The organism is Paenibacillus phocaeensis (assembly GCF_900021165.1).
Classification (GTDB): domain Bacteria; phylum Bacillota; class Bacilli; order Paenibacillales; family Paenibacillaceae; genus Fontibacillus; species Fontibacillus phocaensis.
This window is the reverse complement of sequence record NZ_FCOQ01000029.1, coordinates 1-20,651: the sequence shown is the minus strand read 5'-3', so window position 1 is coordinate 20,651 and position 20,651 is coordinate 1. Positions and strand designations below refer to the sequence as shown.

The following is a 20,651-nucleotide window of genomic DNA, read 5'->3' as shown; positions in this document are numbered from 1 at the left end:
AATTATCATAGACTTGATCTTGAATCGACACGAATCCATGTAAGCAGGAGGTAAGCCGATGAACCCAATGACCATTGCCGTGATTGGCTGCGGCACGATTGCGAACCACGCTCATATTCCGTCCTACTTGGCTCATGAGCACGTCAAAATCAAGTACTTCTGCGACATCCTGAAAGAGCGGGCAGAAGCCGCCGTGACCAAATACGAATGCGGCGAAGCGATTACGGATTACCGGCAGGTTGTGGAAGATCCGGAAGTTGTGGCGGTCTCCATCTGTACGCCGAACGCTTCGCACGCTTCTATCGCCATCGAATGCCTGCGGGCAGGCAAGCATGTCCTGTGCGAGAAACCGGCAGCCCGCACCTATGCGGAAGCCCTGGAGATGCAGAAGGTGCAGCACGAGACGGGGAAAGTGCTGAATATCGGAGTGGTCAACCGGTACAACGAAAGCGTGAACCGCATCAAAAAAATGATTCAAAACGGCGATCTCGGCGAGGTCTACCATGTATACGCCAGCTTCCGTTCCCACCGTTCGATCCCGGGCTTGGGCGGTGCGTTTACCACGAAGTCCATTGCCGGCGGCGGCGCGCTGATCGATTGGGGCGTGCATTTTCTCGACATCGTGATGTATTGCGCGGGGGATCCGAAGCCCAGAACCGTCACAGGCCAGGCTTACTCCAAACTGGGAAAAGACATGTCGAGCTACACGTATCTCAAAATGTGGGCCGGACCGCCGGACTACAACGGGACGTACGATGTCGACGATTTCGTGACCGCGCTGATCCGCACCGAAGGTCCGACGATCTCCTTGAACGGGGCTTGGGCCCAAAACATCGGGGTCGAGGAGATGTTTATCGACTTCCTGGGTGATAAGGGCGGCATCCGCTTGAACTATGGCGGGGACTTTACTTATTTCACCGCAACGGACGGGGCTTTGACCGAAACGACGCCGAAATTCACCTCCGGCAATATGTATCAGCAGGAAATCGACGGTTTTCTGGAATGCATCCGAACCGGAGAGAAGCAGCCTTCGCACATCGATACTGTGATCAAGTCCTCCCAGATCATTCAGGCGATATATGACTCGTCCGACAAGGGGGAGGAGGTCGTTATCCCATGAGAAAAATCGGGTTTATCGACCTGCACCTCGACCAGTTTCATGCGGACAAATATCCCGGCTGGATTGAGCAGGCATCGGAGGGTGCCATGAAGGTGACCTATGCGTACGGAAAAAGAGACAAAGAGAACGGGCGCACGAACGAGGCGTGGTGTAAGGAGCATGGAATCGAGCAACTGCCCTCCATCCAAGACGTCGTCGAGCGGAGCGACTACTTGATTGTGTTGTCTCCCGACAATCCGGAGTTTCACGAAGAATTGTCCCAGTTGCCGCTGCGGTCCGGCAAGCCGACCTACATCGACAAGACGTTTGCTCCGGACCGGGCGACGGCGGTTCGCCTATTCGAATGGGCCGCGCAGCACGGAACACCGATGTATTCGACGTCCGCGCTGCGTTTTGCCAGCGAATACGCAGAGCTCGAGCCAGCGGGGATTCAAACGATCAGCAGCTGGGGGCCCGGCGCTTTTACCAATTACTCGATCCATCAAATTGAGCCGATCGTTCGCTTGATGGGGGCAGATCCGCAGCGCGTGATGTATACCGGAACGGCGGATTCTCCCGCACTGCTCATCGACTTCGGAGAAGGCCGCCGCGCCTCGATCCACCATCTGGGGGACAATTGCCCTTTTACGCTGGGTCTCAAATACGACAACGGAACCTTCACGCAGGCATCTGCAACTTCCAACTTCTTCGAGCCGTTTATCCGCAATCTGGTGACGTTCTTTGAAACCGGCCAGCCCGCCGTTGATCCAGCGGAAACCCTTGCCGTCATCACCCTGATTGAGTACGGATTGAAGGCGGCGGAAATGCCGGAAACCTGGCTAGATTTGCCGTCTTCCTGATCACGGAGCTCATTTCTCAGGGGCCTGCTCCAAAGGTGGGGGGAGCGCTAACGCTTGCCAGAAGTCTTATTTGGACCTCAGGAGGGGAATTCCATCTCTAACGCTGATATGGAGTCTTATTTGGCGCAAAACCAACCTTTTCAGCCTGAAAAGAGGTGAATAAGCGCTCTGACAAGCGTTACATTTTACAGGACGGGATTTTGCAGCAAATAGCGTTGCTCCTAAGCGTTACAGCAGGGGCAGGCCTCGGACGGCTGACTCCCTGCCCACAATCATCTGAAAGTGGGGCAGGAAGTCAGCCGCCCAACCTCAAGGAGGATTTATGAAGAAGCTAACTCTATTAGTCGCATGTAGCCTGGTCGCACTGGGACTAGGCTAGATCGAGGCACAACCCTTTGCCAATCGATCAGAAAGGTTTAACTATGACAAATGAAATTTCTACGAAACGCATGACGCTCCGGATGATCGATGAGACCTATACGGATCAGGTTCTGGCGTTTGTCGTACATAATAAAAACTACCTAGCAGAGTGGGAGCCGCTAAGATCGGAGGACTTCTATACTTCCCAGGTTCAGCAGGAAATTCTGCAGGACGAAGCTGCGAAGATCCGTGAAGGATCGCTCTGCAAATTTTGGATGTTCCTGGGTGACCGGATCATCGGATCGGCGGCGCTGAGCAATATCGTAAGAGGCGCGTTTCAATCTTGCCATCTGGGCTACAAGATCGATGAGCAGGAGCAAGGAAAGGGACTGATGACCGAAGCGCTCGAAGCGGTGGTGCGCCATGCGTTCCAGGATCTGTGCCTGCACCGGATTGAAGCCAACATCATGCCGAGGAACCAGGCTTCACTTCGCGTGGTCGAGAAACTGGGGTTTGAGAACGAGGGCATAGCAAGAAAATACTTGAAGATCAATGGGAAATGGGAAGATCACCTTCACATGGTCCGATTTAATGAAGAGATGGAGTAAAGCAAACTCCCCGTTCCCGTCTACACGACGCCAAAAAAGCCCTGTCCGAAGCGATAGATTTCATCGCCAAGACAAGGCTTCACACATGACCGCGTACTATAGGGCATATTGCGTCTGCAGATAGTCCAGCGCCCGCGCCATTTTGTCCAGATAAACCGGGTTTTCGTCCGAGCATTTGAACTCGATATGTCCCGTATACTCCGAAGTAGGAGGAGCTGAGCTGCCGATCAGTGTGCACAGCCGCTCTACCGTTCCCTGGCTGCCGTCGATCAGCTCGATATGGGGCGGCAGGATTTGCTGGAGAATTCGCTTGTAATAGGGAAAATGCGTACACCCCAGCACAATCGTACTGTATTGCCCCAGATCAATGCCGGACAACTTGCGGTGAAAATAACGCTCGATCTCTTCCCGATCGAACTGCAGCTGTTCGCAGTACTGCACCAGCTCCGGCAGCGGCATGGAATCCACCACTTTGTGGTCATCCACCCGGGCTACCAGGTCGGTGTATTTCGAGAGGCTTAATGTCAATGAAGTGGCAAATACCAAGACGCGCTTACCGGCGGCTTGGCTTCGCTTGACGGCCGGCTTCACGGCCGGCTCCATGCCGATGATCGGGATACGGTACAGGCGCCGGAGCTCTTCGATCGCGGCGCTGGTTGCTGTATTGCACGCAACGACCAGAGCTTTAATCTCATCTTGCATGATGAGACTTACCGATTCTTGGACATACCGCCTCACCTCGGGCAGCGTCTTGGTCCCGTAAGGCACGTGGAGCGTATCGGCAAAATAAAGAAAATCTTCGTTCGGCAGCTTCTTCATCGCCTCCGTCAGCACGGTCAAGCCGCCGATGCCTGAATCAAAAAATGCGATTCTCACTCATATCACCTGAATTTGTTGTGGTTTGTTCATCCTGTTGTTCATCGGTGGCATCCCATTCCCGGTAGAACTGCTCCAGAAAACGCAGCATATATTCATGCCGCGACTCGGCCAGTCTTTGGGCATGCCGGGTATTCATCAAGTCTTTCAGTTTGAGCAGCTTTTCGTAGAAATGATAGATCGTTGTTTTCCCGCGGCTGCGATAATCCAAATCCGAGAAATCCTGTCCCGGTTCATGCATGGATCTGCCTCTGGAGCCTCCAAAGGCAAACGTTCTGGCGATCCCGATGGCACCGATGGCATCCAGCCGGTCGGCATCCTGAACGATTTGTCCCGCCAGCGTGGACATCGGAGGATTTTTGCCGCCATTATAAGACATCGTAGAAATAATCTCCATGACCTCGCCGGTAACGGACCGCTCCCCGACATGTTCATCCAGCCAGCTGCGAACCCGATGCAATCCCGCTTCCTTGGTCGGATTCAACTTCTCGTCTGCCACGTCATGGAGCAACGCCGCCAGCTCGCAAACGAACAAATCCGCCTGCTCTTTGCGTGCGATGGCGAGAGCCGTATTCCGAACTCGGTGGACATGCCACCAGTCGTGCCCGCTTCCATCGCCTCTATGCACTTCTTGCACGAATTGTTCGGCCAGTTGAATGATTTGCTGCTGCCGGTCCATCTGCACCGTTCCTTTCCATTTTCCAGCTCATAGAAACATCGAATACCATCTTACCTCAAAATCGCCATTCTTTAAACTTGTTTTGTTATACCCAGTCGCATTATATGAACCAAAGATTCAGAAGGAAGCGGCGCTCCTTGCGAATATTTTCCTTTCACATTCGGACAGGTTCAGGGATAATAGGATTGGAAATAGGTGGATAAGGGAGGTTTCCCATGTCAACGAGCAAGGAGATACCTGAGCTGTATTTTGACGGACCCTATATTGATGTGTTGTGGGATAATCATGACCCGGCCGTGAAGTGGTTGGAAACCTATTTCGGCTGGAAGGTGCTTCGGCAAGAAGACTGGAAGGTCGATCCCCGCTGTTCCCAAGGCAAAATGACGCAGATGGACTTCGGGACCTGGCTGATTACATACCTTACGGAGACCCGGCTTCCTCATCATTACGCCGAGCGCGGAACCGTGGAACCCCAGCTTCGATTGTGCTTTCGAACCCGGGAATTGGAGCGTTTGCGCCGAACCTTTGTGACCGAGGGGGTGCGGGTTTCAGCCGTATATTCAGGACCTAAAACCAGGTATTTCGATGTATGGGCTACCGCCGAAGGCATCCGCTTAACGCTCCAGGAGGATTTATCCCTGCCTTCTTCTGATTTGGCGCCTTCCTGGGTTCGGGTGGGAGTCCGCCGGTTAAACGAGTCGGTTCAGTGGTACGGACAGCACCTGGGCATGAAATGCGTTGAGCATCAACCTGCCCAAGGTTATGCGGTGATGGAGATGAAGCTGAATCGCTCCGAGGAGAAAGCGCTATGGGTGCTTGAACAACAAAGCCAAGAGGCTTATGCCGGGAAAGTAGACGGTCAGGTTCAACCGGTATGTTGGATTCGGGATCGGCAGGATTTTTTCAAATATCATCAATATTTAAAACAACGCAGGATCGAAACCTCCGGGATCGGCGGTTTTCTGACACAGGGATGGGTTAGTTTTCATTTCTACGATCCGGACGGAAACCGATTAAATATCAGCAGTTTGTGAGGTGCAGAATGAGAAATTTCATCATCAACCCCATCGTAGCCTGCTTTCTCCTGGCTTTCTTAGTCCTCACGGGGTGTGAAGCGGGCCGCTCGGAGACGGTGAACTTGGATAATCATCTACCGCAGAAGGAGACCGGCGCCATTACCATTCAAGCCTTGCCGATGGAGAACGAAGAATATGCCGTTCTGAAAGCGGCAGGAACCGGGAATGCGATGATATTTGATGTGAATTTAGGAGGTACAAGGGCCGATCGGGTGCATTTATGGATCGATCAGTACGTCAATGGCGTAAGCAAAGGATCCGTACTTGGGACGGAAACTTCACTGGATCAGAGCAGCGATCCATCCTTCAGGTTGTATTATACGACCCTTGGCCTGAGTGACGGGGTCGAAGCCTGGACCCTTGCTTTCAGGCAGAAAGGAAACGTCGTCAGCTCCAAAGCGGAAATCCCCGAAGGCGAATTTGATAGTGTGATGACCCACTCCATGCAGCAAGCTACCGTAAACCCTAATGAAACCGCCGTTTTGGGCGTGATCGTGAGAAATAAGGGCAAGGACCATGTGGAATCCAGCGATGATGTCGATGCCATGATCCGAGAGAATCAGGAGGTCCATGTGCTGCGATGTACGATTATGAAGGACAGTTAAAGCCAATATTCACGGCGCACCGAGCTTGCTCCGTTCATTCTTCTCCTCTCCCGGCTCCGTCTCCGGTCATTCCAATACAATTGCAATGCGGATAAGGCGCAAACCAGGGATATCGCCAGGAAGATCAATGACCACACCAAGGGGGAAACTCCCGTGAGCCTGGCCAGGCTCGTGGCGTCTCCGGCTTGACCGGGAGAAACGATGGAATTCAGCAGCAGCGTGACCGGCCCCATCACCGATTCCTCCAAGCACAAGAACGCCAGCAGCAGGTAATAAAAATTGCGAATTCGTCCCCCAAGTAAGAAAAACGCCGCGTTGATGAATAGAAACAGGATCAACCATCCCCGTCCGTACCCTGAGCGGACAAACAGCAGCAGCGATACCAGAGCCATCATGCTGATGAGGACAAGACCGGCAGCCTGATTCTGACGGGAGTAGCCGAAGAACATGGCTACCGCGAACAGGGAGGCCGAGATATAACCGGCCAAGGATACCGCCAGCTGGCTCCAGCCCGAGGCCAGCACCGAGTAGGTGACGCCGCTGTGGTCCGGGTTCAGCTCAATGCGGAGCACCTGTCCGGACGCGAGCAAAGTAACGATCGCATGGCCCAGCTCATGAACCATCGTATCCAGCATGCGGAACCAGTCGGAAAACGGGATCAATCGGGTCAATATCGCCGCCCCGACCAGAAATAACAAGGCCTTCAGCCATTTATTCATCAAACTTTCGCCCTCCCCGGCAACTTGCAGTTGCTTTTCATTATAAGGGAGGGCAAAATAGTATTCAAAAGGCGAACAAATTTTCGCTTCGATGGTATAATGGTCGTGACGGAGGTTGTGGAACGATGAACGACGGAGCGGACGAAGTACGCGGTTATTGGAGTCAACATCTACATAGGAATCGGGAGCGGCAGACGAACCCGGATCACCGATGGGCTTTCGCCGAATTGGAAGTGGATGAGGTCACGAAGCCCGGCAGCGGCAGGTCGGAGCCGGTGAGCCGGGTTGTGGCGCCGGAGATTTGGGAGCGCGATACGGACTGGCAGCAGGATTTCCGTTATATTTCCCGGGAGCAGCAGTTTGTTCAGAGAGCCAAAGAACTGGAGGAGGCTGTAGAAGAGAGGGCAGAGTTTGTTCCTTTCCAGACCTACTGGCCAACTTATGATGAAATGCAGCCCAGGCAGTTGAAATGGTATCTGTATTGGCGCGGGGAGGTTCGCTCCGGACGTTATCCGGACACGGATCTGTCCTATCTGTTTGTCTATTTGTACGAGCTGATCCACGGGGTTGGCTGGTCGGAGCCCGCCGAGGGGTACGCTCGGATGGAACGGGTCTGGCAGGAGTACCGCCAGCGTTACCCCAAACTGGATCTTTACGTGCGGGAATGGTTATACGATCTCGCCCTGGTGTTCCAACTGGAGGAACCGCCTGTGGAGCCGATGGCCAAGCTCCCGCGAAATCTGTCAATGGAGCTGAAGGAGCTGGAGTGGCGCAGAAGGCTTACGGCCGACCCGCTGGAGTTGAGTTGGGAGCTGCTGATGACCTTCGTCGATTATGACGTGGAGAAGAGTCGCTTCTACCTTGAGCAAGGGCGCAAGGACATGCGGAATTTCGTACCGAAGGTCATCTCGCTGGTGGACGGGTATCTTCTAAGGAGCAAGGGAATCCGGATTCTGGAGCTGTTTAAGCCGGCAGAGAGGAAGGTATCCCGCTATCTGTTCCGAAGCGCCGTGTACGACCCTGATTTATATGGGCGCACCAAGACGGTCTCTGTCTTGCCCTACAGCGGGCATCCGCCCCTGCGCGCGTTCTTGACGCAGCTCGTGCGCCTGACGGAGAACAAATTGCGCGAGCTGTCCGGAGTGAAAGGCAAGCTGCGGGGGATCGACGTGGGGCCGGAGATTGAACAGCTGGTCGGCCGATACCTGAACAAGGAGTTTGAACGGCGGAAGGCGGAAGAAGCAAGGGCACGAACGCCTAAGGTGAAAATCAACGCCACCAAACTGCGCAAGCTGCAGCAGGAATCCAACGAGGTGCGAGATCTGCTGCTCAGCGAGGAGCTGACGTTTGCGTTCGCGCCGAAAGCGCCCGGTTTGCCGCCGGAGCGCTTGGCGGGTCTGCACGGAACCTCCCCAGCCGCCGAACCGCTGCAGCCGGCCTTTGATTTTGAACGGGGGTATGCGCAGGAGCCGGAGGAGATCACGGGATTAGCCGGAAGTGAGGTCTCGTTCCGAGACGAGGCAGAGATGGCGGCGGTCGATACGCAACCCCCGATTCCGGCAGGGGAGGTTGAAGGGCTTAAGCTGCCGTCGATGGAGGAACACCCTGATGCCGGGATGACCGGGAGCGGGGCGATGGCAAAGGCGAATCTGCCGGAAGCATGGTTGGACCTGTTCGGAAGCCTCTCCGCGCCCCAGACCCAGATGCTGGCGGCCTTACGATTGGGGCACGGCCCGGCGGAACGCCAGGCCATCGCCGAGCGGGCCGGCTCCATGCCCGAACTGCTGATGGATGAAATCAATGAACTGGCGATGGAGCGGATCGGGGATCTTCTCATTGACGGGGATGAAGTTGTGGACGATTATCGCGCTGAGCTTGACGAATGGCTTTCAACCCAACGCTAAGCGAAAGCGCTGAAGGATAGAGGATAAGTGTATGAAAGAGTTTGGAACGAGGATGAGGTGATCTCGCATGAAACAGGGGCAAATTCCGAAGCGGCTGACTACGGCGCTCGTCAATTCCTTGACGGCGGGGGTCGTGCCGCGGGTGGGGCTGGAGCATATCGCGGTCGGGCGTAAACCGGAGGTGGCATCGATCCTGCAGGACATGGACAATATTGCGGAAGGCGGAGCGGCTTTTCGCTTGATCACGGGGCGTTACGGGAGCGGCAAGAGCTTCCTGCTTCAAATGATCCGCAATTACGCCATGGACCGCGAATTTGTGGTAGCGGACGCTGATCTGTCTCCGGAGCGCCGGTTGGTTGGCACGAAAGGGCAGGGGCTCGCCACCTACCGTGAGTTGATGATGCATCTCTCTACCCGGACGCGGCCCGACGGAGGCGCGCTGGAGACGATGCTTCAGAAGTGGATCGCCGCCCTCCAGCAGGAGCAAATGCAGGCCACCGGCCTGCGTCCCGGCGATCCGCAACTGCATGATGCGGTCGAGCTGCGGATCTATGCGGTGACGAACGAGATGCAGAGTCTTGTACACGGATTTGACTTCGCCAAGGTGCTTGCGGCTTACTGGTCGGGATACAAGCTGGGCGATGATGACCGGAAAGCGGCAGCCTTGCGCTGGCTGCGCGGCGAGGTACCGACCAAAACGGAGGCGCGCCAGGAGCTGGGCGTCGGCGTCATCATCGACGATGATAACTGGTACGACTATATGAAGCTGTGGGCGGAGTTTGCGGTCCGCATCGGGTATCGCGGGCTGCTGCTGTTCATTGATGAGGGAGTGAATCTGTACAAAATCACGAACAGCGTCTCCCGCCAAAGCAATTACGAGAAGCTGCTGACGATGTTCAACGATACGATGCAGGGTAAAGCGCAGTATCTCGGGATCTACCTGGGCGGAACGCCGCAGTTTGTAGAGGATGAGCGCCGGGGATTGTTCAGCTACGACGCTCTGCGTTCGCGGCTGATGGACGGGCGTTACAGCAGCGGAACGCGGCGTTCGTATACCTCGCCGATCCTGAAGCTGGACATGCTGTCGCATGAGGAGATCCTGCTGTTGCTGCAGAGGTTGCGCGAGATTCACGCGCTGCATTTCGGGTATGAGATGCGCCTGAGCGATGAGCAGTTGATCGCCTTCATGCAGGCGGCGGTGAATCGGCTTGGGGCTGAAGAGCTGCTGACGACCCGGGAGGTCGTGCGCGATTTCATGGATGTGCTGCACCTGCTGCATCAGCAGCCCGCCTTGTCGTTCGAGGAACTGATGGGCGAACGGGAGCAGGAATACGCGGCATCCGGGAACCCAGGCGGCGTCAAGAACAAAGGCGCAACCGACGAGCTGGACGACTTTTTGGCGGAGTTTGAGCTATGAGCGGGGCGAATTCGTTCTCCCGATTGGCGCCGTTTATTCAGGAATACATTTACCGCAAGAAATGGGACTCGCTGCGGGAGGCCCAAGTTGAAGCCTGCCGGGTGCTGATCGATACGCCGCATCATCTCCTGATCGCCTCGGGGACCGCGTCGGGGAAGACGGAGGCGGCCTTTTTCCCTGCGCTTACGGAGCTTTACCACCGGCCTTCGGAGTCCGTCGGCATTCTCTACATCGGACCGCTGAAGGCGCTGATCAACGATCAGTTCGAGCGGATCAAGGAACTGCTTCGAGACGGGGAAGTCCCCGTCTGGCATTGGCACGGCGACGTCGCGCAAGCGGAGAAAACGAAGCTTATGCAGCGCCCCTGCGGCGTGCTGCAGATAACCCCCGAATCGCTGGAAGGGCTGCTTATGAACCGCCCGAACGCGATTCCGGCGTTGTTCCATGACCTTCGGTATATCATGATCGACGAGGTGCACGCCTTTATGGGGGCCGACCGGGGGATTCAGGTCATCAGCCAGTTGACGCGGTTAGAGCGGATGGCTTCTTGTACGCCGAGGCGAATCGGTTTGTCGGCAACGCTCGGCGATTATGAGATTGCCGCTCGTTGGCTTGGGGCGGGGACGCCGCAGCCGGTAGAGGTGGTCTCCCCGCAGGGCGGGCGCAAGCTGAAGCTGTCGGTCGAGCACTTCTCCTTCCCGGACGCCCGGGATGAACGGGAAGCGGAACACCTGGAGCTGGCGAAGCAGAAGTACTATAACTTCATCTATGACAACACCCATCGCAAAAAAGCGCTCGTCTTCACCAACAGCCGCACCGACGCCGAGCTGACTACGCTGGAGCTGCGCCGGATTGCGGCGAAGCGGGAGGAGCGTGACGTGTTCCACATCCACCACGGCAGCATTTCCGCGATGCTGCGCGAGGAGACCGAGGCCGCGCTGCGCTCCGGTCCCGGCCCGGCGGTCGCTGCGGCCACGGTGACGCTGGAGCTCGGCATCGACCTTGGCGAGCTTGAGCGGGTCATCCAGCTCGGCGCACCGTACAGCTGCTCCAGCTTCGTGCAACGGCTGGGCCGCTCCGGCCGGCGCGGCGATCAGGCGTCGGAGATGATGTTCCTTTGTGCAGAGGAAGAGGATGAGGACGCCCAATTGCCTGCCCGAATGCCCTGGATGCTGCTGCGGGCGATTGCCGTTATCGAGCTGTATGTCCGCGAACGCTGGGTGGAGCCGGTAGCGTTGCGGAAGAAGCCGGTGGGGGTGTTGTATCATCAGACGATGAGCACGCTGAAGAGCATCGGCGAAGCGGAACCGGCCGATTTGGCTCGGTCCGTGTTGACGTTGCCGGCGTTTCGCGGGATCGAACCTGAGGAATATAAGGGGATGCTGCAGTATCTGCTGCAGACCGACCATATTCAGCAGACGGAAGAAGGCACGCTGATTATTGGACTGGGCGGGGAGAAGGTGGTGAATAACTTCCGTTTCTATGCGGTCTTTAAGGACGATGAAGAGCATGTCGTCTATAACGGGTCCGAGGAAATCGGCAGCATCACCACCGTGCCGCCGCCCGGATATTGCTTCTCGCTGGCCGGGAAGCTGTGGAAAGTCGAGGAAGTGGACAGCAAGCATAAGGCGGTGTACGTGAAATCTTCCCGCGGCAAGGTGGATACGCTTTGGCTCGGCGCCGGTGGAGATGTCCATACCCGGGTGATGCAGAAGATGCGTCAGGTGTTGGAGGAGCATACTTTGTACCCTTACCTCGCCCCGGGTGCGGCCAACCGCTTGGAGCGGGCGCGCCGGTTAGCCCGGGAAAGCGGGTTGCTGAACAGTCCCGTCATTCCGGCGGGGGGCGATTCGCTGTTTATTTTGCCGTGGGCAGGAAGCAAGCAATTCCGTACGCTGGAACGCCTGCTGAAGCATAACTTGACGGAGCCGATGGGGCTGCGTCAGGTCGTTCCGATGGAGCCGTATTATATGGTTGTCGCGGGGAGAGCAGGGGCCAAGGAGCTGTTATCGGCCATTCGGGCCGAGCTCGCTTCCGTACCTCATCCGGAGGCGCTGTTGGCGGCGTCGGAAGCTCCTTACCTGGGCAAATATGATGAGTTTGTGCCGCCTGAGCTGGTGCGGCGCGCTTTTGCCGTGGACGGGCTGGATGTGCAGGGTTTGGCTGAGGTGTTGGAAGCCGCAGGGGAGCCAAATGAAATTCGCTCGGGGAATACTAACGAGTAGAGGAGGGCAACTATGGGAATTGAACCTATATTGGAACGTATCGTTAACCGTCTGCAGGAAACGCAAGGCATTAAGGCCATTGTGCTGGGAGGTTCGCGAGCAACCCGCACCCATCGTCCCGATTCGGATATCGACATCGGCCTCTACTATGAGGGCGAGAATGATTTGGATATCGCCGGGTTGAGTCAAATCGCGACGGAGCTTGACGATCAGCACCGCAGCGATCTGATGACGGGGATCGGCGAATGGGGGCCGGGGGTCAATGGAGGCGGTTGGCTCATTATCGGCGGATATCACGTTGATTTATTGTATCGGGGTATGACGGTGGTCCAAAAGGCAGTGGAGGATTGCTGCGAAGGCAGAGTCCAAATGATGTACCAAACCGGGCATCCCCATGCGTTCCTGAACAGCATGTATATGGGGGAGGTGGCGGAATGCCGAATCCTGTGGGAACGGGAGGAGCGGTTGGCCCGGCTGAAGGCCCGGACTTCTCCTTATCCGCCGCTACTGCGAGAGGGGATGCTGCGCCAGTTTCTGTTTGAAGCCGGCTTTTCCCTGATGTTCATGGAAGCAAATGCGGATCATGACGATGTCTCTTACGTAGCCGGGCATGCTTTTCGGAGTGTGTCCAGCCTCAACCAGGCATTGTATGCTATAAACGGCCGCTATTGCCTGAATGAGAAAAAGGCGGTGCGTAACATCCAATCATTCGCCATCCGACCGGAACGTTACAAGGAACGAATAGATCTGGTTTACGGACGGATCGGACCGGATCCGACGGGAATCCGCGAAAGCATCCGCGAGCTCCGAACCTTGCTGGATGAAGTGAACGAATTGGCGAAGACGCCGCTTGGGGAGGAATCCTGATGGCCGCAAAATCGAAAATGAACACCCCGCAGCTCACAGCCGATTTAAGGGAAGCCGCTTGGGATGAACTGCTGGGCGATGAGGACCATGAGCTGGTTGGAGCAACCGTGGCCGGTGCTTCCTATGAGCATGGGGTATTGGAAAAATGCATCTTATCCAAGGTGCTGCTCCGGGGTTGTTCCTTTGCCGGTACCGTCTTCGAGCGGATGGACATGACCGACGTCGTACTGGAAAATTGCGATTTGTCCAACGCGGTGCTGGAGAAAGCCATCATCCATCGGGTGCATTTCAAGGACTGCAAGTTGACGGGGCTGAACCTGTCCAAAGTCAATGCAGGGTCCGTGACGTTCGAGCGTTGCGTCATGAATTTAAGCGATCTTGTGGAAGCCTCCTTGAAGCAGGTGAGATTTCAGGATTGTTCCCTGCAGAACGCGAATTTTTACGGCTGCAAATTCAAGGAGGTGGAGCTGCTAAGCTCTGATCTGAATGAGGCCGATTTTAACGACACTTCCTTGAAGGGGATGGATATCAGCACCTGCACGTTCGAACGCGTGGATATCCCGACCTATGCTCTGGCAGGCTGCACCGTTTCTCAGGAGCAGGCCATCGGCTTTGCCAAACTGCTTGGCTTGATCGTAAAATATTAAAACGGACTCGGCGATCACGCCAGCTCCAATACCATCTTATAACTGCCGGGCTCGGCACGAAAACCAAGCAAATCACGGTTGATGCGCAGCATGGGACCGTTCATGGAATCGTTATGCGTCCGCAGGTAAGGCACGCCGCAGCTTAACGCCGTCTGGATCGCCTGCAACTTCAAGGCCAGAGCGATATGCCGGCCGCGGTATTCCTGCAGCACGCCGGTGAACTCGTGGTACATCGCCTGCGTTTGCTCGTTTTGCTGCAGCGTCACGACGCCGACGTATCGGTCCCCGTCTTTGGCGATATGGATCCATTCGGGACGGACGCCGGGCTGGTCGATACTCCATTTTTTCCACTCTTCGAACCAAGGGAAGCTTCCGGAGAATCCGGGGATATCTCGGTGAGTTGCCTCGTACAGCTCATGCAGCTTGCGTTCGCTTGCTTCGCCGGGCTCATCCGCCAGCGTGATGAATTCGACGCCGGTCCGCCGGGCCGCAGGAATCGCGTCCAGCAGATTGCCGCCTTCGAAAGCCGCCAAATCCAGTACGGATTCGAATGTATGGCGCTCCCTGAAGTACCCGCGGCGTTCTGCAAATGCCAAGGAAGCGGCATCGTTATCCCTCATAAAAATTGTCAGGCGACTGGCTTTGACTTCGGCGGACCAGCGCTGAACCTCATTGTAAATCGCGCGCCCAACGCCCTTCAATCGCTCTTCCGGCTGCACGACGAGGGTGAACATAAGCTCGCCTGGCTCCGTCCAAGGAGCGCGCCAAGCATGCGCGTAAGCGATGACCTGCCCCTGCTCGTCTTCGGCCACCCATTTAGGATGATCCCAGCCCGTCAGTTTCCCTTCTTCGTTATAATCCAGCTGGCCCGGCGGGATCTTGGCGTCTTCTTCCGCTAATTCCTTCCCGGACGTAGGCTCCGATGCAATCACATTTATAAGCTTGGCTGCTCCGTCATAATCGTCAGGTTTCCGCATCTTCCGAATCGTGTACGTTGTCAATCCATAACCCCCTAATTTGATCGAATCTTCTGTCATTATCTCACGCCAATCGGCTATGAGGAGGGGAAGGTTTGGATATAAGTAGAAATTCCTGCTCGAGCTGATTCGTCGAAATACCTCCATCAGATCATCGACTGAGCCTGAGCAGAGGGATGCAAGTCACATCGCCGCAAGTTAAACTTTGCTAAGCTAATGGAAAGCAAGAGGGAAGCAGGTGAGCTTATTATCCTATGGTGCATGTGTACAGCTTAATCGTTCCAGCCGTGGTGTTGCTCCCAAATTTGGGGTTTATCGTTTGGCCTCCGAAGCCTACTTCCGATTTACATGTACCCCAGGATCGCATGATCTTCCGAGCCGCCGAAGGCATCGGACGTATCGGTGTTACGATACTTCCGTTATTCTCAGTCATCCGTGTCGAGGGGAGCTTGGAATGGTTCGCTCTCGTGCTGATGCTCCTGAGTTTAGGCTTCTATGGTGTTGGCTGGATTCGATATTTTCTGGGGGATCGGCAATACAGCACATTATACGCTCCCCTGATGGGAATTCCGGTACCGATGGCTGTCATGCCAATTCTGTATTTTGTGAGCGCATCGCTGGTGCTGCACTCCATCCCTTTGATGGTCTGCAGTCTGATTTTTGGGATCGGGCATATCCCTGCAAGCTTGAGGATCCAACATTTCCTTCAAGAGAAATAACCTGAGGAAGGGGCGGAAGTCCATTCCGCCCCTTCAACTTCGAAGTTCTTGCCTAGTTCACCTTCGCCGCGCCGTCACCAAACCGCTGGCTTTGGAAGCGATGGTATCCGCAGCCCCATTCTCAAGTGCAGGAGAAGCAGCGGGCTTAATTTTGATACACCCGTACATAATCCACCAGCATTTGGGCCGGGAACGGGGTAGATCCGTCCGGGCTGCCCGGCCAGTTGCCGCCGACGGCGAGATTCAGCAGGAGGAAGAACGGTTTCTGGAATTCTTCCGTGTTTCCGGTACCGTTGGCAATATAGAACTCATTATATTGGACTCCATCCACGAACCAGCGGATATAACGGGAGTCCCACTCTATGGTGTAGGTGTGAAATTGGGAGAAGTCCAGATTGCCGGAGGTCCGGCCGTAAGAGGCGTATCCGTTCGCGTCCCAATGGACGGTGCCGTTGACGAACGCGTTGTGGTTTACGCGTTCCATAATGTCGATTTCGCCGCAATAAGGCCAGTTGACCGAAGTGATGTTCTGTCCCAGCATCCAGAACGCCGGCCATAGGCCTTGTCCAGTCGGCAGTTTAATTCGGGCTTCGATTTTGCCGTAAGTGAAGCTCTTTAATCCTTGGGTTTTGATTCGCGCCGAGGTGAAGTTTCTCCCATTGTAATTTTCCCGCTGGGCGGTGATGACCAGATTGCCGCCGGTGACCTTCACGTTTTGCGGCCGGTCAGTATAATATTGAAGTTCGTTGTTGCCCCAGCCGTTCGTGCCGGTGCCGATTTCCGGAGTCCAATACGCACGATTGAGAGAAGAACCGTTAAATTCGTCGCTCCAGACCAGCTTCCAGTTGGGGGCCGCGTGTGTGGGGGTGGGAGCAGGGACATAAACGACCAGGAGAGCAAGCAGCAGAATGAGGAGAATCGGTTTACCGCGTTTTAGCATCATGAATTCGCTCCTTTAAAAATGAATGGTTTGGCCTAACCTGCCACGTGCGATGTTCATACTAAACCGATTTCGATTGATATATGATAGCGCTATCATAGTATATATTACCATTTAAAGGTGATATTTACAACTAATTTTTGGAAGGTTTTTCAAATGAATTTGGTTCTGGTATTCTTGTATCAACCAGAACTAAAACGGAGGGCAACATTATGAATCTGCGAATATTGGAGGAGAGAGAGGCGGCGATCTATCAATCCCTCCGGCTGCATGGGTTGAAGGACAACCCGGAAGCCTTCGGATCGACCTACGAACGGGAAGCGGCCTTTTCGCTCGAAACTGTAGAGGATCGCATCAGACCTGATGAGGACCGATTTGTGCTGGGGGCGTTCGACGAGCACGGGACTTTAATGGGTATCGTTACTTTTATTCGCGATAAATCCCCTAAAATCCGGCATAAAGGGAATGTGTTTGGAATGTACGTTACTCCCGGGATGCGCGGCAAAGGGGTAGGCAGAGCGCTGATGCGGGAGCTCCTTGTCAGAGCCAAGCAACTGAACGGGTTGGAGCAGCTGAATTTAACGGTAGTATCCGCAAACGGCCAGGCCCGCCGGCTCTACGAATCGGTCGGTTTTCGGACCTTTGGAACCGAGCGGAGGGCCTTGAAGTGGGACGGAGTATATTTCGACGAAGATTACATGGCATTGCGACTGAGGGAGTGAGGGCAGGAAGATGGAATTGAACACGGAGCGTTTGCGACTCAGGGAGTATACATGGGAGGATGAACCAGCGGCACATGCTTATGCCGCCGATCCACTGGTGGTGGAGCATATGCTATGGGGACCGAATACGTCGGAGGAGACGCGGGACTTCTTGCGGCAAGCGATCCAGAAGCAAGACGATGTACCGCGTGATACGTATGAGTTGGCTGTGATCCTGCAGACGACCGGTCAGTTGATTGGCGGATGCAGCTTGATCCTGGCGGGGGCACGGCAAGCTGAGCTGGGGTACTGCTTCCATCGATCGTTTTGGGGGCAGGGTTATGCAACGGAAGCGGCCCGTGCCATGATGCGGATGGGCTTTCAGGACCTGGGATTGCACCGGATCTATGCGACCTGCCGTCCGGCAAATGAAGGCTCCGCCAAAGTGATGCAGAAGCTCGGGATGCAGTATGAAGGCCATTTTCGGGAACATCGCTGGCATAAGGGGCGCTGGCGGGATTCCTATCAGTATTCGATTTTATCAAGGGAATTTGAGGATAAGGGAGGGATTGGGATTGACCACGCAAGCAACTAGAGATTTGTTGACGAAGAAAGTAAGCCTATCTTGTTTAATCAAAGAGTCGGCAGAGTCGGCGGGCGAGAGACGAAGCTTGCCCTGAGAATCACCCGCCCATCCGGGCTGGAATGGTCTGCCGAACGGTATCCTGTTGGGCCATCTTATGATATTATTTTCCACTAAGGGAAACGGGCCTGCTAAGATACTACTGCCGGCACGAAGGTCATCGAAAGAGCAGGAAAGAAAGGGAGTTAACCAATGAAGTATTTCAAGAAGCTGGTGGGGCCCAGGTTGTATCTGTCCCCCGTAAATCCGGAGGATGTGGAGACGTATACCCGGTGGATTAACGATCTTTCCGTATCCGTCCGGCTTGGCTCCCCCCGCGAAGTGATTGGGTTGCCACGGGAGCAGGGCATTCTGGACGACATGGTCAAAGAAGGCCAAAATTTTGCAATCATCCGGTTGGACGAAGACCAATTGCTCGGAAATTGTTCCTTGTTTGCCCTTGATCTGGTCCGCCGCGTGGCGGAGGTCGGGATCTTCTTGGGAGATGAGGAGCACCGGGGGCAGGGTTACGGAACCGAGGCGTTACAGCTAATCTGCGAATACGGGTACAAAATCCTGAACCTCAACAACATCATGCTGCGCGTGTTCGAATTTAACCAACCGGCAATACGCTGCTATGAGAAAGCTGGGTTCCGTGTTTTTGGCCGTCGATCGCAAAGTTATTACGTAAATGGGACGTACTTTGATGAGATTTATATGGAGATGTTGCGGGACGATTGCAAGACCACCTATCTGGATGCCAAGCTGCCCCGTCGGAACTAGCAGCCTGATGCTTCATGGCCCGGCCCAACGCTAAGGAGGAGCCGGGTCAAACTATATATGCCAAGGGGAGGCAGCCTAGATGAAGCTAGTGATTATTTTCGGCCCGCAGGCCGTGGGAAAGATGACGGTGGGTCAGGAACTGGAGAAGCTTACGGGACTGAAGCTGTTTCATAATCATATGACCATAGAGTTGGTCTCGCACTTTTTTGACTACGGCTCCCCTGCGGGGAAGCGGCTGGTCGGCCTATTCCGAGAGGAGATTTTCGAAGAAACAGCCAAAAGCGACCTACCGGGCTTGATCTTCACCTATGTCTGGGCGTTTGATCTGCCAGCCGACGGGGAATACGTTGAACATATCAGCCGGATTTTTGAATCCCAGGGCGGAGAAGTAGTATACGTCGAACTGGAGGCCGATCTGGAAGAGCGACTGATCCGCAATCGGGATCCGCACCGCTTGCTGCATAAACCAACCAAAAGAAATTTAGCCCGTTCCGAAACGGACCTGCTTCGGACTCAAGAAAACCATCGGCTGAACTCTTTGGACGGCGAGATCCGGAAGCCGAACTATATCAAAATCAACAATACCTTCCGCTCCCCGGACGAGGTGGCTCGAATGATTCAGGAGCGGTTTCAGTTATAATTTCGAGATTAACCTACTTGGAGGACAGCATGAGCGATACTGAAATTTTCGATATCTACACCAAGGATCTGAGCAGGCTGGGCACCGCCTCCAGGCAGGAGGTACATGCGAACGGGCTGTGGCATCAAACCTTTCATTGCTGGATCATCAAGCGAGAGGTTAGGGGCGGGGTCTATCTCCTGTTTCAACGTCGCCATCCCGACAAGGAGGTATTCCCCTCCCTGCTGGATACTTCCTGTGCGGGGCACTTGCAAGCTGGAGAAGCTCCCGCGGACGGGGTTCGCGAGCTGGAGGAGGAACTGGGATTAGCGGTTCCGGTTGAGGAGTTGACCTATATCGGAAGGGTAGCCCAGGAGCATCTTCTCTCGCCTCATCTCATCGACCGTGAGCTGAATCATGTATTTATCTACGAAAGCGATCGGCCATTGCTGGATTACCGCATCCAGACAGAAGAGCTGACGGGGTTATATTGGGTTGGATTGCAGGATTTTCAGGAGCTGCGCCGCGGGGAACGCGATCAACTGACGTCCGCCGGAGTTTCCATGGATGCAGCCAGCGGGGCGCTGAGGGAAGAACAGGCCGTATGGCGTCTGGCGGATTTTACGCCCAATTCGGACGAATACTATCAATTGTTGTTTGACCTGATCGAAAAGAGGTAGTTGAGGATGAAACCGCAAGATAAAAGGTGGGCCTTGCTTGCGCTCGTCGGGTATACCTTATTGGTGGCCTACTGGATGCTGTTTGGTTTCGGCCGAGTCCCGCACGATACTTATATGTACAATGTGAAGCCTTTTTTTACGATCCGCCAATTTCTTCGGTCAGGGGACTTGTTGTCGGGCCGTTGGCTTGTCAACATGATCGGGAACATCGGCGTGTTCGTGCCATTCGGCCTTTTGATGCCGATCGTACTTGGAGGAAAGCTGTGGCGGATGCTTTCTCTTTTTTTGCTGGGAGTCGTGTTCCTTGAGGGCTTGCAACTGGTATTTAAGAGAGGCAGCTTCGACGTTGATGATCTGATCTTAAACGCGGCGGGTTTTCTGTTGGGCGTCGGCATATATAATATATATAATCGTTTGCGGCGTTAGCCGAGACAAGCCTATTTATTTTCTATTGGGGTATGTTCGCCTAGCAGTGTTCTTGGGGGAGGGAAAAATCCACATTGGAATCCAGGAGATTTGTCGACGCGAAAATCAAACGTTCCATTGCAGACCAAGCGGAGCAAACGGATCAGCGGACGCTGGCGTTGTGGGCGGCGGATTGCGCTGAACGCGTGCTGGCCTGCTTCGAGGCGGAGCGGCCGGGAGATCCGCGGCCGCGGCTGGCGGTT

At 55.1% G+C, this 20,651-nt stretch carries 23 protein-coding genes; 18 read left to right on the top strand and 5 right to left on the bottom strand.

Features of this window, described 5'->3' with window-relative positions:
* Positions 1 to 58: 58 nt before the first annotated feature.
* From BN3795_RS18520 to BN3795_RS18510, 3 genes are all read left to right on the top strand, one after another.
* Entirely contained in the window at positions 59 to 1,120 is a 1,062-nt protein-coding gene (locus tag BN3795_RS18520) for a Gfo/Idh/MocA family protein (protein WP_068786180.1), read from the top strand.
* Positions 1,117 to 1,959: a Gfo/Idh/MocA family oxidoreductase gene (locus BN3795_RS18515; RefSeq protein ID WP_068786179.1), complete on the top strand. Its 843-nt coding sequence runs from the start codon at positions 1,117 to 1,119 to the stop codon at positions 1,957 to 1,959. Before BN3795_RS18520 ends, BN3795_RS18515 begins: the two co-directional genes overlap by 4 nt.
* Before the next feature lie 422 nt (positions 1,960 to 2,381).
* Positions 2,382 to 2,927 carry a GNAT family N-acetyltransferase gene (locus BN3795_RS18510; RefSeq protein WP_068786178.1) on the top strand — a complete coding sequence of 182 codons (546 nt, stop codon included), beginning with the start codon at positions 2,382 to 2,384 and terminating at the stop codon, positions 2,925 to 2,927.
* Between the two features lie 96 nt (positions 2,928 to 3,023).
* Here BN3795_RS18510 and murI read toward each other — a convergent pair whose 3' ends face one another.
* Together murI and BN3795_RS18500 are read right to left on the bottom strand one after the other, a co-directional pair.
* Positions 3,024 to 3,803 (bottom strand): glutamate racemase, encoded by a 780-nt coding sequence (gene murI / locus BN3795_RS18505; RefSeq protein WP_068786177.1) that lies wholly within the window; start codon positions 3,801 to 3,803, stop codon positions 3,024 to 3,026.
* On the bottom strand, positions 3,784 to 4,482 hold the full coding sequence (locus BN3795_RS18500; RefSeq protein WP_068786176.1) for an HD domain-containing protein: 699 nt from the start codon (positions 4,480 to 4,482) through the stop codon (positions 3,784 to 3,786). Before BN3795_RS18500 ends, murI begins: the two co-directional genes overlap by 20 nt.
* A gap of 215 nt (positions 4,483 to 4,697) precedes the next feature.
* On the opposite strand from BN3795_RS18500, the gene BN3795_RS18495 reads away from it, so the two are divergent.
* The gene (locus BN3795_RS18495) at positions 4,698 to 5,516 is read left to right on the top strand and encodes a VOC family protein (protein WP_068786175.1); all 819 of its coding nucleotides are present in this window, start codon (positions 4,698 to 4,700) and stop codon (positions 5,514 to 5,516) included.
* Between the two features lie 8 nt (positions 5,517 to 5,524).
* Entirely contained in the window at positions 5,525 to 6,163 is a 639-nt protein-coding gene (locus BN3795_RS18490) for a hypothetical protein (protein ID WP_068786174.1), read from the top strand.
* Here BN3795_RS18490 and BN3795_RS18485 read toward each other — a convergent pair.
* Positions 6,160 to 6,882: a M50 family metallopeptidase gene (locus BN3795_RS18485; RefSeq protein ID WP_068786173.1), complete on the bottom strand. Its 723-nt coding sequence runs from the start codon at positions 6,880 to 6,882 to the stop codon at positions 6,160 to 6,162. The two genes, BN3795_RS18490 and BN3795_RS18485, sit on opposite strands and share 4 nt — an antisense overlap.
* Before the next feature lie 125 nt (positions 6,883 to 7,007).
* Between BN3795_RS18485 and BN3795_RS18480 the strand changes: the two genes are divergently transcribed.
* The 5 genes from BN3795_RS18480 to BN3795_RS18460 all read left to right on the top strand — a co-directional run bounded on the left by BN3795_RS18480 (position 7,008) and on the right by BN3795_RS18460 (position 13,942).
* Positions 7,008 to 8,786, top strand: a complete 1,779-nt coding sequence (locus BN3795_RS18480; RefSeq protein WP_068786172.1) for a TerB N-terminal domain-containing protein — start codon at positions 7,008 to 7,010, stop codon at positions 8,784 to 8,786.
* A gap of 67 nt (positions 8,787 to 8,853) precedes the next feature.
* Positions 8,854 to 10,203 carry an ATP-binding protein gene (locus tag BN3795_RS18475; RefSeq protein ID WP_068786171.1) on the top strand — a complete coding sequence of 450 codons (1,350 nt, stop codon included), beginning with the start codon at positions 8,854 to 8,856 and terminating at the stop codon, positions 10,201 to 10,203.
* Positions 10,200 to 12,428, top strand: a complete 2,229-nt coding sequence (locus tag BN3795_RS18470) for a DEAD/DEAH box helicase (RefSeq protein ID WP_068786170.1) — start codon at positions 10,200 to 10,202, stop codon at positions 12,426 to 12,428. The genes BN3795_RS18475 and BN3795_RS18470 overlap by 4 nt, the downstream gene beginning before the upstream one ends.
* A 12-nt stretch (positions 12,429 to 12,440) precedes the next feature.
* Positions 12,441 to 13,295 (top strand): nucleotidyltransferase domain-containing protein, encoded by an 855-nt coding sequence (locus BN3795_RS18465; protein WP_068786169.1) that lies wholly within the window; start codon positions 12,441 to 12,443, stop codon positions 13,293 to 13,295.
* Positions 13,295 to 13,942: a pentapeptide repeat-containing protein gene (locus BN3795_RS18460; RefSeq protein WP_068786168.1), complete on the top strand. Its 648-nt coding sequence runs from the start codon at positions 13,295 to 13,297 to the stop codon at positions 13,940 to 13,942. The genes BN3795_RS18465 and BN3795_RS18460 overlap by 1 nt, the downstream gene beginning before the upstream one ends.
* Positions 13,943 to 13,956: 14 nt before the next feature.
* On the opposite strand, the gene BN3795_RS18455 is transcribed toward BN3795_RS18460, so the two are convergent.
* A complete protein-coding gene (locus BN3795_RS18455) occupies positions 13,957 to 14,943 on the bottom strand; it encodes a GNAT family N-acetyltransferase (protein ID WP_198524764.1) in 987 nt (328 codons plus the stop codon).
* A gap of 230 nt (positions 14,944 to 15,173) precedes the next feature.
* Here BN3795_RS18455 and BN3795_RS18450 point away from each other — a divergent pair, with 230 nt between their 5' ends.
* Positions 15,174 to 15,638: a hypothetical protein gene (locus BN3795_RS18450; RefSeq protein ID WP_068786166.1), complete on the top strand. Its 465-nt coding sequence runs from the start codon at positions 15,174 to 15,176 to the stop codon at positions 15,636 to 15,638.
* A gap of 145 nt (positions 15,639 to 15,783) precedes the next feature.
* On the opposite strand, the gene BN3795_RS18445 is transcribed toward BN3795_RS18450, so the two are convergent.
* Positions 15,784 to 16,581, bottom strand: a complete 798-nt coding sequence (locus BN3795_RS18445) for a glycoside hydrolase family 16 protein (RefSeq protein ID WP_232729975.1) — start codon at positions 16,579 to 16,581, stop codon at positions 15,784 to 15,786.
* 209 nt (positions 16,582 to 16,790) lie between these two features.
* On the opposite strand from BN3795_RS18445, the gene BN3795_RS18440 reads away from it, so the two are divergent.
* From BN3795_RS18440 to BN3795_RS26175, 7 genes are all read left to right on the top strand, one after another.
* Positions 16,791 to 17,300, top strand: coding sequence for a GNAT family N-acetyltransferase (locus BN3795_RS18440; protein ID WP_068786165.1), 510 nt, complete (start codon positions 16,791 to 16,793; stop codon positions 17,298 to 17,300).
* A gap of 10 nt (positions 17,301 to 17,310) precedes the next feature.
* Positions 17,311 to 17,874 carry a GNAT family N-acetyltransferase gene (locus tag BN3795_RS18435; RefSeq protein ID WP_068786164.1) on the top strand — a complete coding sequence of 188 codons (564 nt, stop codon included), beginning with the start codon at positions 17,311 to 17,313 and terminating at the stop codon, positions 17,872 to 17,874.
* Between the two features lie 240 nt (positions 17,875 to 18,114).
* Positions 18,115 to 18,684, top strand: a complete 570-nt coding sequence (locus BN3795_RS18430) for a GNAT family N-acetyltransferase (protein ID WP_068786163.1) — start codon at positions 18,115 to 18,117, stop codon at positions 18,682 to 18,684.
* Between the two features lie 79 nt (positions 18,685 to 18,763).
* Positions 18,764 to 19,324: a DEAD/DEAH box helicase family protein gene (locus tag BN3795_RS18425; protein ID WP_068786162.1), complete on the top strand. Its 561-nt coding sequence runs from the start codon at positions 18,764 to 18,766 to the stop codon at positions 19,322 to 19,324.
* 29 nt (positions 19,325 to 19,353) lie between these two features.
* Positions 19,354 to 19,983 carry an NUDIX hydrolase gene (locus tag BN3795_RS18420; RefSeq protein WP_068786161.1) on the top strand — a complete coding sequence of 210 codons (630 nt, stop codon included), beginning with the start codon at positions 19,354 to 19,356 and terminating at the stop codon, positions 19,981 to 19,983.
* 6 nt (positions 19,984 to 19,989) lie between these two features.
* On the top strand, positions 19,990 to 20,409 hold the full coding sequence (locus BN3795_RS18415) for a VanZ family protein (protein WP_068786160.1): 420 nt from the start codon (positions 19,990 to 19,992) through the stop codon (positions 20,407 to 20,409).
* Between the two features lie 74 nt (positions 20,410 to 20,483).
* A partial coding sequence (locus tag BN3795_RS26175; RefSeq protein WP_408635051.1) for a putative immunity protein occupies positions 20,484 to 20,651 on the top strand: 168 nt, incomplete at its 3' end.